The sequence below is a fragment of the Microcoleus sp. CAWBG27 genome (assembly GCF_020883145.1).
Taxonomy (GTDB): Bacteria; Cyanobacteriota; Cyanobacteriia; order Cyanobacteriales; family Microcoleaceae; genus Microcoleus.
Genome location: NZ_JAHREU010000018.1, coordinates 1 through 14,859 on the forward strand (window position 1 = coordinate 1; position 14,859 = coordinate 14,859).

A 14,859-nucleotide genomic window follows, 5' to 3' on the forward strand; every position below is an offset into this window, starting at 1 on the left:
CGTAAAGTAGCAACAATGCTTGGATTGGATCTAAGTGGAGTTGGTAGAGGTGATTTGTCAGCACCTATAAGACTTAAATTGTGGTCTTGTGAATCCCCTCGCCTTTAGGCATGGGGAGATGTCAACTACCTGATAATCCACCTCGATCGCACTTTCATGTTTTTCGACAATAATCTGACGGGCGATCGCGTAGCGTGGCCCAGGCATATCGCCAATCCGAATCCGGTGCCTTTTCCCGCACCTTTTGTAGCAAACAAACTGCATAATTCCAATGCTACCGGATTTGATCTTATCTGCCGTTGAAAAACAAATCCCTGGCTTTGCGCCAGGGATTACTAATACTAGGAGACAACGGAAGCTACTTTTGCAGCAGTCCGAGGACGACGACGACCTGTTACTGCATTAGCCGGGACTGGTACTGGGGATGGCAATGATGGTGATGATGATGGTGATGATGATGATGCTAGCTTAGGTGCTTCAATCGAAAGCTGAGCTCTTTGCACAAATTCCGATCGCACTGCTTCTTCAGGAATTTGCATCAGGAATACCAGCATCGGATTGCTTTGCAGTTGGCGGCGCAGCACTCGCCCAATTGCTTTTTCGATTTGGGTTTGAACTCCTACCCAGTCAACATTAACTGGCGATTCAGCAGTAGCAGGTAGGACAAATTCCGACCAGCGATCGCTCAAAACTGTTTCAATGGTTTGATTGATTAGTCCGATCGTTTCCGCGCGATCGGCGGATGTCACGACACCTTTTAAGTGGACTTCTGGCTTAGCGACTAACTTGCCTTCCCAGTTCAAAGCTGCCGCTACCGTTACAGCGCCATCTCCGGCTAACTGCTGGCGTTCCTTGAGGACGTTTGCTTTGACTACGCCCGATCGCGAAGAGTCTACTAATTCAACTCCTGAAGGCACTTTACCGCTAACTCGCATCGAATTTTCGGTCAACTCTACGACATCGCCATTGTCGATAATCACCATATTGCTGGCGGGAATGCCCATGCTTTGAGCAGTCTTGGAATGCTGAACCAGCATCCGGTGTTCGCCGTGCACAGGTAAGAAGAACTTGGGACGAGTCATGTTAATCATTAACTTTTGGTCTTCTTGACAGCCGTGGCCGGAAACGTGAATTCCTTTGTCGCGCCCGTAAACTACGTTTGCGCCCAGCATCATCAATTTGTCGATCGTATTTACCACTGCGATCGTATTTCCAGGAATCGGATTAGCCGAGAAAATGACTGTATCGCCCTTTCTAATTTTCACTTCGTGATGTTCGCCGTTAGCAATGCGAGTCATCGCCGCCATCGGTTCGCCTTGGGAACCCGTAGTCAAAATCAAAACCTTGTCATCTGGCAAATTGCGGATTTCTTTCAGCGGTTTGAACAGGCTATCTTCGCATTTGATGTAGCCAAGATTGCGACAGTGAGCGATCACGTTCAACATTGAGCGACCAACCACTCCGACATACCGATTGTTTTTCTTAGCCAATTCTAAAACAATTTGCAATCGGTGTACCGACGAAGCAAAAGTCGTGATCATCACTCTTCCCGTTGCTTGAGCGATAATTCTGTCTAAATTCGGAGCGACAGAACGTTCTGAAGCGGTAAAACCAGGAACTTCCGAGTTAGTAGAATCGCTGATCAAGCACAGCACGCCTCTTTCGCCGTACTCCGCCAGCTTTTGCAAATCAAAATGCTCGCCGTCTACGGGAGTGTGGTCAATTTTAAAGTCTCCAGTGTGAATAATAATTCCGACGGGAGTGTGAATTGCCACAGTGAAACTGTCGGCCATCGAGTGAGTGTTGCGAATGTATTCGACTAAGAAATTCTTGCCAATTCTGACCGTATCCCGCGGTCTAACTGTCCGCAATTCTGTGCGGTGAGACACTCCGGCTTCTTCCAATTTTCCGGCGAGCAAAGCCATCGCCAAACGCGGCCCGTAGATGACTGGAATTTCAAATTCTTTGAGGTGATAGGGGATACCACCGATGTGATCTTCGTGACCGTGAGTCACGATCATACCTTTAATTTTGTGGCTATTTTCCCGCAGGTAAGTCATGTCTGGGAGGACAATATTTACACCGTGCATTCCATCTGTGGGGAAAGCTAAACCTGCATCTAAAAGAATTATTTCGTCGCCGTACTCGAACACACAAGTGTTTTTACCGATTTCGTGCAGCCCGCCGAGGGGAATAACTTTTAGAGCTGATGCAGTTGTATTTTTGATCATGCGTATCCTTTGTTAGTTATTTTTGTTATGAGTCTGTTGTCTTTTGTCTGTCGTCTTTTTTCGGCTGTTGGTTAGTAGGGCGATTTTTTTCCACATATTTATGATGAAAAACTCCCCCGCGGGTTTTGCGAACCCGTACAGTCAGTTGTCTTCAGTCTTGAGTCTTTTATTCCCAGTCTTTAATCCTTGACAGTCAGTTACTTACTAACAGTTAATGACTAATGACTGATGACGTTCGCGAGTTCCGAGGCTCGCACTACTGACCGATGGCAACTAATATTCAGTTGTCTGAAAACTCGTTCTCGCCTATCTAGCTAGCAGATACTGCGGCTAGCTGACTCAGTACGTCCTTTAACTTTTGAGTTACCTCAACGGGCGGAGCGCACAGGGGCGGACGGGTGGAACCCACATCCCAGCCTTGAAGTTTAAGAGCTGCCTTAACAGGAATGGGATTTGTGGTGAGAAAAAGAGCTTTAAACAGGTCAAAAAGTTGCAAGTGAATCTGGGTAGCGACTTGAACTTGACCGGCCTCGAAAGCTTTAATCATCTGTTGCAGTTGCTCTCCTACCAGATGGCTGGCTACGCTAACTACACCAGATCCTCCTACCGCCAACATTGGCAAAGTTAGGGAATCATCTCCAGAATAGATCGCAAATTCCGGTGATGTCAAGCACCGAATTTGACTTGCTTGATCTAGGTTGCCACTTGCTTCTTTGACTGCCACAATGTTGGGGATTTCTGCCAATCGAGCTACTGTCTCGGGCAACATATTCTGGCCAGTGCGACCGGGGATGTTATATAACATTATAGGCAATTCTGGAGAAGATTGCGCGATCGCCCGAAAATGATTGTACAAACCTTCTTGCGGCGGCTTGTTGTAATAAGGAACTACCTGCAGACAGCCGTCTAACCCGAGTTTAGCTGCTTTTTGCGTAGCTTCGATGGCTTCTGAGGTCGAATTCGACCCGGCTCCTGCGATTACCAAAGCTTTACCGGCTACTGCCTTTTGTACCACCTGGAATAATTGGTACTCTTCATCCCAGCTCATAGTGGGAGATTCGCCCGTAGTTCCGCACAGCACTAAGCTATCCGTACCGCGATCGGCTAAATGAATTGCCAATTGTTCTGCTACCGCATAGTTAACACTGCCGTCTTCCTTAAACGGCGTAATCATTGCAGTCAGAACCCGTCCAAACTTTACCACACTTTCTCCGATTTTAGACTGTTGATTTTTGATTTTAAATTTTTGATTTCAGATGCAAGATTTATCTAAAATCTTCATTTCAATTGCCCTATTGTCAGATTAAGTCGATTTTAGATGTTAAATTTTAGATTTTAAATTGACTCCACAGATGAATCTGGGTTCTTCAACTAGGCTCTAAAATTTTGAAATCTCCACTCCTGACGTAGGGGACTTGCATCTATTTTTTTGGCCCAGTCGCCCTAAGTAGAAATAGCCGCTGCTTGTTGGATTTGCAGCAAACCTTTGTCTGCTAGCAACTCAGCTATTTGCACCGCATTTAAAGCAGCCCCTTTGCGAATTTGATCGCCGCTCAGCCACATCTCCAACCCGCAGGGGTGAGAAATATCTTGGCGAATCCTGCCGACTAGCACTTCATCCTTACCGCTGGCCTCGACGGGCATCGGGAAATAATTAGCTTGCCAGTCTTCTACCAGCTTAACGCCGATCGCCTCTTTTAAGATTTCCCTAGCGTCGATCGGGCTAAAAGGCTCTGCAAACTCCAGATTAATCGCCTCCGAATGGGCGCGGAGTACGGGAACCCGGACGCAAGTCGCACTAATTCTAATCTCGTCCGTACCAAAAATCTTCCGAGTTTCGTTGACCATTTTCATCTCTTCCTCACAATACCCTAAATCGTTAATTGGTGTATTGTGCGGAAACAAGTTAAAAGCCAAGGGGTAGGGAAAAATATCGGTTTTGGGAATTTCCCCTGCCAAAATTGCTCGGGCTTGATCTTTCATTTCCTCCATTGCCCTGGCGCCCGCGCCGCTGGCAGACTGGTAAGTCGCTACAACTATGCGCTTGACTGGTTTAACTTTATGCAGCGGCCAAACGGCAACTGCCATCAAAATCGTGGTGCAGTTGGGATTAGCAATGATACCTCGGTGAGTTGCCGCAGCTTGGGGATTGACTTCGGGAACAACTAGAGGTACCGTCGCATCCATACGGAAAGCGCTGGAATTGTCGATTACCACGGCCCCGGCTGCCACTGCTTTCGGAGCCCACAGTTTAGAGATAGAACCGCCGGCGGAGGCGAGAACTAGATCTACATTATCGAACGATCGCTCCGATACAGCTTCGACCGGCAACATCTCGCCGCCAAAGGGCAAAGTTGTGCCTGCTGAACGTTCCGAAGCCAGCAGCTTCAAGTCTGAAATGGGAAAACTCCGGCTGTGCAGGAGTTCTAGTAACTCGGCACCGACAGCGCCGGTGGCTCCTAAAATGGCAACTCGATAGGATTGAGACAAATTAGTTTCCTCCACAAATTAGAGTCTAAACGATCGAAATCTAAAATTTAAATAACTGCAATACTGAATAAGCTTTTGTGCGTCTAGCTAGATTGTTTGTGGTGATTGAGGGCGAGAGGGCGAGAGGGCGAGAGGGCGAGAGGGCGAGAGGGCGAGAGGATTTTTGATCGGTCTAGGAAATATACAATTTAAATCCACAATAGTTAATTAAACTCAATTAATTTTATGCCACATCAGGGCGCGAGCAGATGGCAAGGGTGCAAGTAACCGAGGTGGTCGATCGTACTCAATCTTAGTTTAGCATCTTTTGCCATCTGCTCCCGCCCAATCCACATCTAGTTGGTTTTGGGATACCTGAATTTTAGCAAACGCATCCATTAAAATCGATCGCCCGCTCATGCCGGTCGGATTGACATTCTAGGGCGATATATGCTATGGTGCATCGGCAATTAGTGGACTTAACCTCCACATTCCTACCAGCGAAACCTAGTATCCTCAAACCAAAACAATTTGGCAAGAGCGAAAAAACTAGCCAGAAACGAGTTACAGTCTCATCAGGTAGAGGTGTTGGTAATTATCAAAAATTTGGGTCTAAAACCCCGTCGCGCGGCGAAGCCGAGGACGGCTTGGCTCCGAATTAGGTATAAGCCCAGCGTACAATATAAATAGTCAAGGTGAAACTCGCAATGCTAAGAGTGAAACAGTTGAGGACACACTTTTAAGCATAAACCGAGGGACAAAGAGCAGCAAAAACTCTATAAACAGCTAGGGATTAAAGAAAATAACATCCCATCACCAGAGAACCTAATAATTTGACCGAACACATAGGGCGGGGCACGCCCGAATGCTAGGCTCGTATCCTAGTACGTTTGGGGAGATTGACTCTCTGGGCTTCACCAAGTTAAGCTCGTCAATTGGTGCGATCGCACGGTTGAAAGGTTTAAGCACTGCTCGCCAGTGGATGGGGAATCTTAAAGTCGATCGAAGATCCAAGAATCCCCGTGCGTTAACGCCGGAGAGTGTCAACAAAATTGTTAAATATCACAAAAGCCGGTCAGAAACTCAGGGAATCAACGCCACTGAGCTTGTAAGAGAAATCTTTCACAAGCTATTCTGACGGGCCTAAGTCTTAACTGACTACGTTATTTGAGTCACGATACCGGAGAATGCGACGCTAGTTTTCCGCTCTATCGCTAGTGGTTAAACAGTTTTAAAGTCACTGAAACAGTGCTACTAGCCGAACAAGCTCTTATAACATTGGCGAAGCGAACATTACCCCGCAAGGGAGGCTCCACAAGAGCGACCATTATGCGTACAGGGCTGCGAGGTTTGAAATGGTAATTGTCCCATCGAAAGTACATTACAAAAGTACACCGAACCCTTACAGCTCCAAGGCGGTAATGGGAAGATTTAAGGCGATTGAAATCGCCGAGTCGTTTTCCACGAGCGGGCTAAAGCCGCTGAGTTTCCCACTTACCGAGTGTTTTTTATGAAAGTAACCCAGGAAAAACTTCCAGCCAGTCAAATTGGTTTGGAAATCGAAGTGCCATCAGAAAAATCAAAACAAGCTTACGAGCAGGTAATTAAACAATTCGCTCGCGAGGTCAATATTCCTGGGTTCCGCAAAGGCAAAGTTCCCCGCCAAGTTTTGCTACAGCGCCTGGGCCAGACTCGCTTGAAAGCTACAGCTTTGGAAAATTTGATTAATGATTCACTGCAAAAAGCTCTCGAACAAGAAAAAATTCCGGCAATAGGCAGTTTTGAACTCCGCACTGAGTTTGAAGAATTGCTAGGAAAGTTCGATCCAGAACAGCCTCTGACTTTTTCGGCTAAGGTTGATGTAGAACCCGAAGTAAAAATGGGTCAGTACACCGGCTTGCAGCTTCAAGCAGAAGAAGTTAAGTATGATGAGGCTCAGGTAGATGAGGTACTGGCAAAATATCGATCGGACAAAGCGACTTTAATCCCCGTAGAAGGCCGGTCAGCTCAATTGGGAGACATGGCTTTGGTTGATTTCGCAGGTAGATTTGCCGAAGCAGCCGAAGGTGAAACTCCCGCAGAAATTCCAGGTGGCGATGCCGAAGACTTTCAAGTAGAATTGTCGGAAAATCAGTTTGTACCGGGCTTTATCCAAGGCATGATCGGGATGAATCCGGGAGAAACTAGAGAAGTTTCCGTCCAGTTCCCTGATGAATATAGCAGTGAAGAATTGGCGGGAAAACCAGCAGTATTTACGATTACTCTGAAGGAACTGAAGGAAAAGGAATTGCCGGAGTTGGACGACGACTTCGCCCAAGAAGTTAGCGAGTTTGAAACTTTAGCAGAACTGCGCGAATCCCTCGAAACTCGGTTTAAAACAGAGCAAGAAAACAAGTTATCAGCTAATAAGGAAAAAGCCATATCAGCAGCACTGGTTGAACTAATAGATGTGGAAATTCCCGCAACTATGGTCGATCGCGAAATCGATTATTTGCTCAACCAACAAGCCATGCAGTTGAAAAATTATGGCATAGATATCAACCAACTGTTTACCGAACAAAATATCGGCCCGATGCGGGAACGCTCTCGTCCGGAAGCAGTAGAAAGGCTCAAACAGACTCTAGCTCTGGCAGAAGTAGCCAAGCTGGAATCCTTATCTGTTGAACCAGCAGAAGTATTAGCAGAAGTAGCAAAAGTCAGAAAGCAGTTTCCCAAAGGGAATTTTGACCCTGAAAAGTTGCGGGAATTTGTAGCAGAAGACTTGCTAAAACAAAAAACCCTGAAATGGTTGGAAGAAAAAGGGACAATTGAACTCGTACCTGAAGGCTCTTTGACTCCAGCAGCAGAGGAAGAAGCAGAAGAATCAGACGCCGAAGAGTCTGATGAAGCAGTCACGAGCGCCATCGACGTGGAAGTGGTAGGCCAAGAGTAAAACCTTCTAGTTTTGCTTCTAGAAACTACCAGCGTAGGGTGCGAAACGCGCAGATTTGTGCCAAAAAGCACGTCAAACGCAGTTATAGATTGTTGTTTCATGGTCTAGCCCTGCTCCCCCCCTAGCCACCATGATAGTCGGGGGGACAAGAAGCACTCAAAGTCAACCCCTACTCCCCTTATTAAGGGGGATTTAGGGGGATATAGCCTAGGGGGTAAACGATATTTATCAACTCTTAAGCTTAAATTGACACGAATGTGGCACACCTGATGCTTGCTGCAACAGGGCTGGCGCGCAGGGGCTAGAAACGTTTTTATGTAGGTGTCTCGCCCCCAAAACAAGTTTTTGCAACAGAAACCGGGTTTCGGTTGGCGCGCACTAAAAACAGCCACGATTGGTGAGTAAGTCTTTTAACTCATTCACTCTACCAACGTTACGCCGAGCACAGCCATCAATCTCCCTCACTCCTAACTCCCCATTCCCCCCATCTGGGTTCAGAAGAGGCATAATAGTTAAAAGCTGGCGGCTTAATTTAAAGCTTTCAACAGCAGCAAATTGTCTAGAATCCTTGACTGGTGTCTTATGGTGGTATCTCAATCTTCCAATTACCTAATTACAAGCTACAACGATTTTGATGTCAGCTCTAGCCCCAGCAATGTAGTGCCGATGGTACTAGAACAGTCGGGGATGGGCGAGCGGGCATTTGACATTTACTCGCGCTTGCTGCGGGAGCGCATTGTGTTTTTAGGAACTCCCGTAACCGACGAAGTGGCTGACTCGATCGTAGCTCAGCTATTGTATCTAGATGCCGAAGACCCAGAAAAAGATGTCCAAATGTACATCAATTCCCCGGGTGGCTCGGTAACGGCGGGTATGGCAATTTATGACACAATGCAGCAAATTCGCCCGGATGTGGTGACGATTTGTTACGGTTTGGCTGCGAGTATGGGCGCATTTCTGCTGACAGCAGGAGCTCACGGGAAACGGATGTCTCTTCCTAGCTCTCGGATTATGATCCACCAGCCGCTCGGAGGCGCTCAAGGTCAAGCAGTAGATATTGAGATTCAAGCCAAAGAAATCCTTTATCATAAGCGTAAGCTGAATCAATTGTTAGCGCACCATACCGGTCAACCGATCGACAAATTAGAGGCAGATACAGAACGCGACTTTTTTATGTCAGCCGATGAAGCCAAAGATTACGGATTGGTCGATCGAGTTATCGCAAAAGAAAACCTTCCGGCTGCGGGAGAAAACGTCACTGCACTGAAATAAGAGGCTGTTATGTCTAAGTACGACTCCCATCTAAAATGTTCGTTTTGCGGCAAGTCTCAAGAGCAAGTGCGAAAGTTAATCGCAGGCCCCGGGGTTTACATCTGCGATGAATGCGTTGATTTGTGCAATGAAATTTTAGATGAGGAGTTGTTTGATTCGAGTGCTGTGCCCGCAGCGGCGGCGGTTCCGAAGCAGGAAACAACGCAAAAACGCCGCGCTACCTCGGGCAAAAGTATCTCGATGAGCCAAATTCCCAAGCCGAGGGAAATTAAAAATTATCTCGACGAAAATGCGATCGGTCAAGAGGAGGCGAAAAAAGTCCTCTCGGTGGCAGTTTACAACCACTACAAGCGCCTCAGCTTTATCCATGCCAAAAATAGCGGCAAGCACCCGCCGGAAGAAGTAGAACTACAAAAATCGAATATTTTGTTAATTGGGCCGACGGGCTGCGGCAAAACTCTCCTGGCTCAGACTTTGGCTGATATGCTGGACGTGCCGTTTGCGGTGGCTGACGCGACAACGCTGACGGAAGCGGGCTATGTCGGGGAAGATGTGGAAAATATTTTGCTGCGGCTGCTGCAAGTGGCAGATATGGACGTGGAAGAGGCCCAGCGCGGAATTATTTATATTGATGAAATTGACAAAATTGCCCGCAAGAGCGAAAATCCTTCGATTACGCGGGATGTCTCTGGGGAAGGAGTGCAGCAGGCTTTGCTGAAAATGCTGGAGGGGACGATCGCCAATGTACCACCTCAAGGCGGCCGCAAGCACCCGTATCAAGATTGCATCCAAATTGATACGAGCAATATTATGTTTATTTGCGGTGGCGCTTTTGTCGGTTTGGAAAAAGTGATCGAGCAGAGAACGGGTAAAAAGTCAATGGGTTTTATTCAGCCGGGAGAAGCTCAGCCGAAGGAAAAGCGGGCCGCTGATGTGCTCAAGCAACTGGAACCGGACGATTTGGTAAAATATGGGATGATTCCAGAGTTTATCGGGCGGGTGCCGGTGGCGGCGGTGTTAGAGCCGCTGGATGAGGAAACGCTGATGGCGATTTTGACGGAGCCCCGCAATGCTTTGGTGAAGCAGTATCAAAAGCTGCTAAAAATGGATAATGTACAGTTGGAGTTTAAGACGGATGCGATTCGGGCGATCGCGCAAGAGGCATACCGCCGCAAAACAGGAGCGCGGGCACTGCGGGGAATTGTCGAAGAATTAATGTTAGATGTGATGTACGAGTTGCCGTCGCGCAAGGATGTGACGCGGTGTACGATAACTAAGGAAATGGTTGAGAAGCGATCGACTGCCGAATTGTTGGTGCTTCCGTCTTCGCTACCAAAACCCGAATCAGCTTAAAAGCTCAAGTTTTTAGCCAATTGGTTCGTAGTGAGGACTTCAGTCCTCAGGAAGAAGGACTGAAGTCCTCACTACGAACCTGTGAGAGTTCCAGCGAAAATGATATTACCTAAGTTTAGCCAGATACATTTAACCCGGCAAATCCAGGACTAAGCCTGATACTACCGTGTATGGCAATACAGAAAAAGCTGCAAGCTCTCCTGTCAAGGAGGTATCTCTCAAAGCTTTCAACAAGATATTGAAAGCGCCATTTGAATTTCTGTCCACACTTTGAACGGGTTTTTGATGTGTATTCTTCCGTTATGCCTACTACAAAACTGCCATATTTAACAGCAGCTTGATGCTTCAACATTTGCTGGAAATGATAATGACTCTAAGTGACCATGGTCTTAGCTGTTTTAATCGCTAAAGCATTTTTTTTTCTCAATCTACACTACCAGCTTTTACCTAATTATTCAAGAATTTTCTAGAAAATCATTTACTTTGTATCAACAGTTATGGAATCTCGCATTCAATCATACCTGCGCTTTGCAGCCAGCCAGCAGCGCGACACCCAGCATATCGGGCCTTTCCTCGCTACCTTCAGCCCCCACAGCACCAACCCTTACCTCAATTATGCGATTCCCGAAGATGGCGCCACACCTTCCCTCGCCGATGTTAACGCACTTATTGCTGCGTACTCTGCGCGCGATCGACAGCCACGTTTAGAATATGTCACAAAACTCGCGCCCGCTGTCGAAGAAGTCCTGATATCCGCTGGTTTCACCGTTGAGGGACGCTTACCGCTGATGGTTTGCACTCCGGGCTCGGAGAAATTGCTGCCGATTCCGCCGGAAATCGAGCTAATTCTGCCAGTTTCCGATGAGGAACTTTTGGGTACTGTGGCGGCGCAAAACGAGGCTTACGGAGCGGCTGCACCCAGCCCTGAAGATGTTGACAGTCTTCGGAAAACTCTGGCGGCGGGTGGGATTGCGGTACTCGCCCGCATCGCAGCCACGGGCGAACCTGCGGGCGCTGGAATCTGCACTCCCCCACAAAACCAGACGACGGAAATCGCGGGAATTGGCGTGCGGGCTGCTTTTCGGCGGCGGGGTATCGCAGGGGCTTTGACGGCGCGGTTGGTGCGAGAGGCTTTTGAAGCGGGTGTTACGGTGGCTTTTTTGATGACGCTACACGAGCAGGAATTTCGAGTTTACACGAAGGCGGGATTTTGGGCGATCGACGAAATTCTCCACATTTCGCTCCCGCTTAAGTAAAACGCCTGTCAAATAGGTTTGTAGTGAGGACTTTAGTCCGCATCTAAATTAGCGGACTAAAGTCCTCACTACAAACATCTTGATTGAACTCCCAAAATCAATCGATTACCAATCGATGAAATCATCTTCATCAATCTCAGAAGATAACTCAGGAAAATCCGGCTCAGATTCCAATCTAAAAGTTTCCGAATCCCAAATCTCTAAATCATCCGACAAATCAACTACTTGCCCGTCAAACATATCAGCCCATTGCCTGCTCGTATTCGCGACAGCTTGAGCATCAGCCCGTACCGCTACAGCCTGAGCATTTAACTCATTCTGAGAGTCTGTAGAAGTGTTGCCCTGCCGCAAAGGTGCAGAAACATTTTGCACATTAGTGGCAGTATTTTCGTCCGCCCAAAAGTGTTTTTGCTCTTCTCCTCCGTCCCCCAAAAAATCATCTGCCATCTCAGAATTACCCGGGTGTTCTACCTGTTGACTCTCATCGATCGCAGCAGGAGAATTCCGAGGAGTTTCGGCAACACGTTCGTTAGAATTGGGCAAATCCTGGGCGCGGGAACTATTAGTTGCAGCGGGATTTGTTAAAACTACTTTTACTGCTACTCGACGGTTAAACACTTGCAAAAAAGCTTCTTCAATATTAGGTACTTTGTCTTTAACCATATTGAGCAACGGCTGCGAACTAATCTTAACATAAGCCGTATCATTGCTAAACATTACTAGCTGTCCGTGTTGCCGGAGTAGCGATTGAGTTCCGTGAGGCCGCACGCGATCGAGTACCTGTTGCCACACTTTCTCTAAATCAATTTCGCTACCTAAATTAGTCGGTGAATAATTGGCTTGACTGGTTTCAGCAGTTGGTATAGATGGGGGAATTGGTGCGGAAGGTGGGGTTTCTGTGCGATCGACAACAGGTTGCGAAGTTGGCGCAATATTGGGCGAATTGGGAACAGAAGATTGTTCAATAGGAGCTGTCTGGCTCCCCCCCGATTGTAGGGGCGGTGCCCCCGTGCCCGCCCTGGACTGGGGGGGGTGAATTTGTGGGGAAGCAACTATTTCCGCTTGTTTACCTGCTGGTTGTGGCTGAGTTCTAATGGCTGAAGGCAACAATCCCAATAGCGTTACTTCCAGCCACAGTCGCGGCTGAGTCGTGTTTTTAATTTGTACTTCGTGGGTTTGCAAGTGTTTCTGACTTGCTAAAATTAACTCGGCATTCCAAGTCTGTGCAAAAGTGCAAAGTTTTTCCCAAGTTCCGGCGGTTAAAGCTACTAAATTTGACCGTTGTGGTGCTGCTTTGGCTATGAGTAAATCTCGGTAAAAGCTGGCGAGGCTTTGCAGCACGATTAGCGGTTCCCGTCCGCGATCCATGAGGTGGCGGGTCATATCTATTAATGCTGTAGCGTTATCCGTATCAATAGCTTCTAGCAGTTCCATTAAGTCATTTTCTGGGACGGCGCCGACTAAATCCCAAACTTTTTCGACGGTTATTTGACCGGGAAATAAGCTGAGTTGGTCGAGCAAACTTTCTGCATCTCGCAGCCCTCCTTGAGCGATTTGAGCAACCATTTGTACGGCATCGCTGGCAATATTGATATTTTCTAATTGGGCGATTTTGTGTAAATGAGCGGTCATTGAGTCGAGGGGAATCCGGCGGAAGTCAAATTTTTGGCACCGAGAGATGATGGTTGGCAATACTCTTTGGGGGTCGGTGGTGGCGAGAACGAATACAACGCGATCTGGCGGTTCTTCTAAGGTTTTTAATAGGGCATTGAACGAGGCCACAGTTAACATATGGCAGTTATGTGTACAGAGTCCATTTGCCACAAAGTTGTGATTGTCTTCTACTTCAATATCATAAACCCTCTCGATTCCACCGACTTTTACAGATTCGACCGTCTCCGAACTTGTAATCCATTGTAGGGATTGCATACTGTTTAAAGTTTGACACCCATTTTCTACTGGTTTCAGCGCCCATGTGTATGTAAAGGTCGGAATTTGCCAAGAACTTTTCGGTTCTTGCATCCCAAATTCCATGTCCTTTTTTATATGGATGTCGCTGCCAATAAGACTGAATGGTATTAATTCCTTTGCCTTTTTTTTGTAAAAAGTCTGGTATTTCGAGTTGTTCTCCACAGCCACACGGACAGATAGGTCGGAGGGCTTGAGCCTGTTCGAGAATAGAGGCAATGTCGTAGGATTTTTGTCCGTAGGTATTCCCGTAAAATTGATGTCTTCTGGCAAATCTCCGCAAGCGTCCATCTGTCCCAAATTTGTAAATGACGGTGCCGCACCCACATTCACAGGGGATAGTATCTTCATTCCTTCTTTTACGTCTTTTGCTAGTATCCATCCCTGTTCTGTCCTGATTGGATGATTGCTGGTACATCTAATTTCTCGGTTGGCGGTTTTAATCAAAAGTGTTTGTTTCTCACCCCGTTCTAACCATCTCAAAACTTTTTTAAATTCCCAAATTTCTGAACTTTCGTTATAGCTGAGAACTTGTTTTCCTTTGATGTTGGGATCGTCGATCCGCATCAGACCTTCGCTAGTTTGTACGTGAGAATCACCGCTCAAACATTCGTCGATTACATATACTTTATAGCGACACTGTACGGGGGCAAATTGCGCTCGTTCGATCAAGTCCCGAATGTTGTCTACTCCGGTGTTGCTGGCGGCGTCAATTTCGATGACATCTAGTGTGGAACCTCGGGCAATTTCTTGACAAACGTTGCATTTGCCGCAGGGTGTCGGGGTAGGGGCGCCAGTAGAAATACAGTTGAGGGATTTGGCAAAAATTCTAGCACTAGAGGTTTTACCGGTGCCTCTGGGGCCGGTGAATAGATATGCTGGTGCTATGCGCTGTTGCAGGATGGCGCTGGTGAGGGTTTGGGCGATCGCCTCTTGACCGACTAATTCGGCAAATGTCTGAGGGCGATACTTGTGATGCAGGGGTTCGTAGGTCACGATCGAATATTTGTGGTATTAGCTGTAATCTTAGCTAAGGAGACGTTGTTCGATCGCACGATAGCTCTACTCTCACAGCCAGCCGCCCGGTGAGCTGGCAGGGCGGGAGCGATCGAACAGTAGTAATTAGCACCCGATAGGAGAGTCCGCTTCTCGATCGGTTGTTCTCTAGAAGTGTTTTTGGCGATCGCTGGAGAGAGTTAGTATTGATTTATGTGTACTTATTTTTCTTTTTCTAGAAACGGAGGCTGCGGAACAATTTTTTTTTTGACCTATATTGGTATAATCTATCACAGACTATTCACCATTTCTTTTTGCCAGTGCCAGCGCGGGATTTTCCGATATTTCGGAAACCTGCTTGCAGTTAAAGATAAAGTATTAA

11 protein-coding genes and 1 pseudogene are annotated in these 14,859 nt (G+C 47.2%); 6 read left to right on the forward strand and 6 right to left on the reverse strand.

Going from position 1 to position 14,859, the window contains the following annotated elements:
- Positions 1-57: 57 nt before the first annotated feature.
- The 4 genes from QZ938_RS12705 to QZ938_RS12720 all read right to left on the reverse strand — a co-directional run bounded on the left by QZ938_RS12705 (position 58) and on the right by QZ938_RS12720 (position 4,721).
- Complete coding sequence (locus QZ938_RS12705) at positions 58-207, reverse strand: hypothetical protein (RefSeq protein ID WP_293155767.1); 150 nt, start codon at positions 205-207, stop codon at positions 58-60.
- Positions 208-341: 134 nt separating this feature from the next.
- Positions 342-2,231 carry a ribonuclease J gene (locus tag QZ938_RS12710; RefSeq protein ID WP_293351834.1) on the reverse strand — a complete coding sequence of 630 codons (1,890 nt, stop codon included), beginning with the start codon at positions 2,229-2,231 and terminating at the stop codon, positions 342-344.
- Positions 2,232-2,541: 310 nt separating this feature from the next.
- The gene (gene dapA / locus QZ938_RS12715; protein ID WP_293155761.1) at positions 2,542-3,435 is read right to left on the reverse strand and encodes a 4-hydroxy-tetrahydrodipicolinate synthase; all 894 of its coding nucleotides are present in this window, start codon (positions 3,433-3,435) and stop codon (positions 2,542-2,544) included.
- A gap of 239 nt (positions 3,436-3,674) precedes the next feature.
- Positions 3,675-4,721 (reverse strand): aspartate-semialdehyde dehydrogenase, encoded by a 1,047-nt coding sequence (locus QZ938_RS12720; protein WP_293191041.1) that lies wholly within the window; start codon positions 4,719-4,721, stop codon positions 3,675-3,677.
- Positions 4,722-5,155: 434 nt separating this feature from the next.
- On the opposite strand from QZ938_RS12720, the gene QZ938_RS12725 reads away from it, so the two are divergent.
- The 5 genes from QZ938_RS12725 to clpX all read left to right on the forward strand — a co-directional run bounded on the left by QZ938_RS12725 (position 5,156) and on the right by clpX (position 10,257).
- Positions 5,156-5,362: a hypothetical protein gene (locus QZ938_RS12725; protein WP_293155754.1), complete on the forward strand. Its 207-nt coding sequence runs from the start codon at positions 5,156-5,158 to the stop codon at positions 5,360-5,362.
- Positions 5,363-5,565: 203 nt separating this feature from the next.
- Positions 5,566-5,838 carry a hypothetical protein gene (locus QZ938_RS12730; RefSeq protein ID WP_293155752.1) on the forward strand — a complete coding sequence of 91 codons (273 nt, stop codon included), beginning with the start codon at positions 5,566-5,568 and terminating at the stop codon, positions 5,836-5,838.
- Between the two features lie 372 nt (positions 5,839-6,210).
- Positions 6,211-7,632: a trigger factor gene (gene tig, locus QZ938_RS12735; RefSeq protein WP_293351832.1), complete on the forward strand. Its 1,422-nt coding sequence runs from the start codon at positions 6,211-6,213 to the stop codon at positions 7,630-7,632.
- A 582-nt stretch (positions 7,633-8,214) separates the two neighbouring features.
- On the forward strand, positions 8,215-8,904 hold the full coding sequence (clpP, locus tag QZ938_RS12740; RefSeq protein WP_293155747.1) for an ATP-dependent Clp endopeptidase proteolytic subunit ClpP: 690 nt from the start codon (positions 8,215-8,217) through the stop codon (positions 8,902-8,904).
- A gap of 9 nt (positions 8,905-8,913) precedes the next feature.
- Positions 8,914-10,257 carry an ATP-dependent protease ATP-binding subunit ClpX gene (clpX, locus tag QZ938_RS12745; protein WP_293155744.1) on the forward strand — a complete coding sequence of 448 codons (1,344 nt, stop codon included), beginning with the start codon at positions 8,914-8,916 and terminating at the stop codon, positions 10,255-10,257.
- Between the two features lie 129 nt (positions 10,258-10,386).
- Here the strand turns inward: clpX and QZ938_RS12750 are convergent.
- A pseudogene (locus tag QZ938_RS12750) lies at positions 10,387-10,657 on the reverse strand (RNA-guided endonuclease TnpB family protein); the annotation flags it as partial.
- 97 nt (positions 10,658-10,754) lie between these two features.
- Between QZ938_RS12750 and QZ938_RS12755 the strand changes: the two are divergent.
- On the forward strand, positions 10,755-11,513 hold the full coding sequence (locus tag QZ938_RS12755) for a GNAT family N-acetyltransferase (protein ID WP_293155741.1): 759 nt from the start codon (positions 10,755-10,757) through the stop codon (positions 11,511-11,513).
- Between the two features lie 105 nt (positions 11,514-11,618).
- Here the strand turns inward: QZ938_RS12755 and dnaX are convergent, their stop codons facing one another.
- Positions 11,619-14,477 carry a DNA polymerase III subunit gamma/tau gene (gene dnaX, locus QZ938_RS12760; protein WP_293351830.1) on the reverse strand — a complete coding sequence of 953 codons (2,859 nt, stop codon included), beginning with the start codon at positions 14,475-14,477 and terminating at the stop codon, positions 11,619-11,621.
- Between the last annotated feature and the right edge of the window lie 382 nt (positions 14,478-14,859).

What these genes read in the sequence shown, in the direction of transcription:
- QZ938_RS12755 (WP_293155741.1), top strand. Translation starts at nt 10,755, where the DNA reads ATGGAATCTCGCATTCAATCATACCTGCGCTTTGCAGCCAGCCAGCAG.
- QZ938_RS12725 (WP_293155754.1), top strand. Translation starts at nt 5,156, where the DNA reads ATGGTGCATCGGCAATTAGTGGACTTAACCTCCACATTCCTACCAGCG.
- QZ938_RS12710 (WP_293351834.1), bottom strand. Translation starts at nt 2,231, where the DNA reads ATGATCAAAAATACAACTGCATCAGCTCTAAAAGTTATTCCCCTCGGC.
- clpX (WP_293155744.1), top strand. Translation starts at nt 8,914, where the DNA reads ATGTCTAAGTACGACTCCCATCTAAAATGTTCGTTTTGCGGCAAGTCT.
- clpP (WP_293155747.1), top strand. Translation starts at nt 8,215, where the DNA reads ATGGTGGTATCTCAATCTTCCAATTACCTAATTACAAGCTACAACGAT.
- QZ938_RS12730 (WP_293155752.1), top strand. Translation starts at nt 5,566, where the DNA reads ATGCTAGGCTCGTATCCTAGTACGTTTGGGGAGATTGACTCTCTGGGC.
- tig (WP_293351832.1), top strand. Translation starts at nt 6,211, where the DNA reads ATGAAAGTAACCCAGGAAAAACTTCCAGCCAGTCAAATTGGTTTGGAA.
- QZ938_RS12705 (WP_293155767.1), bottom strand. Translation starts at nt 207, where the DNA reads ATGCCTGGGCCACGCTACGCGATCGCCCGTCAGATTATTGTCGAAAAA.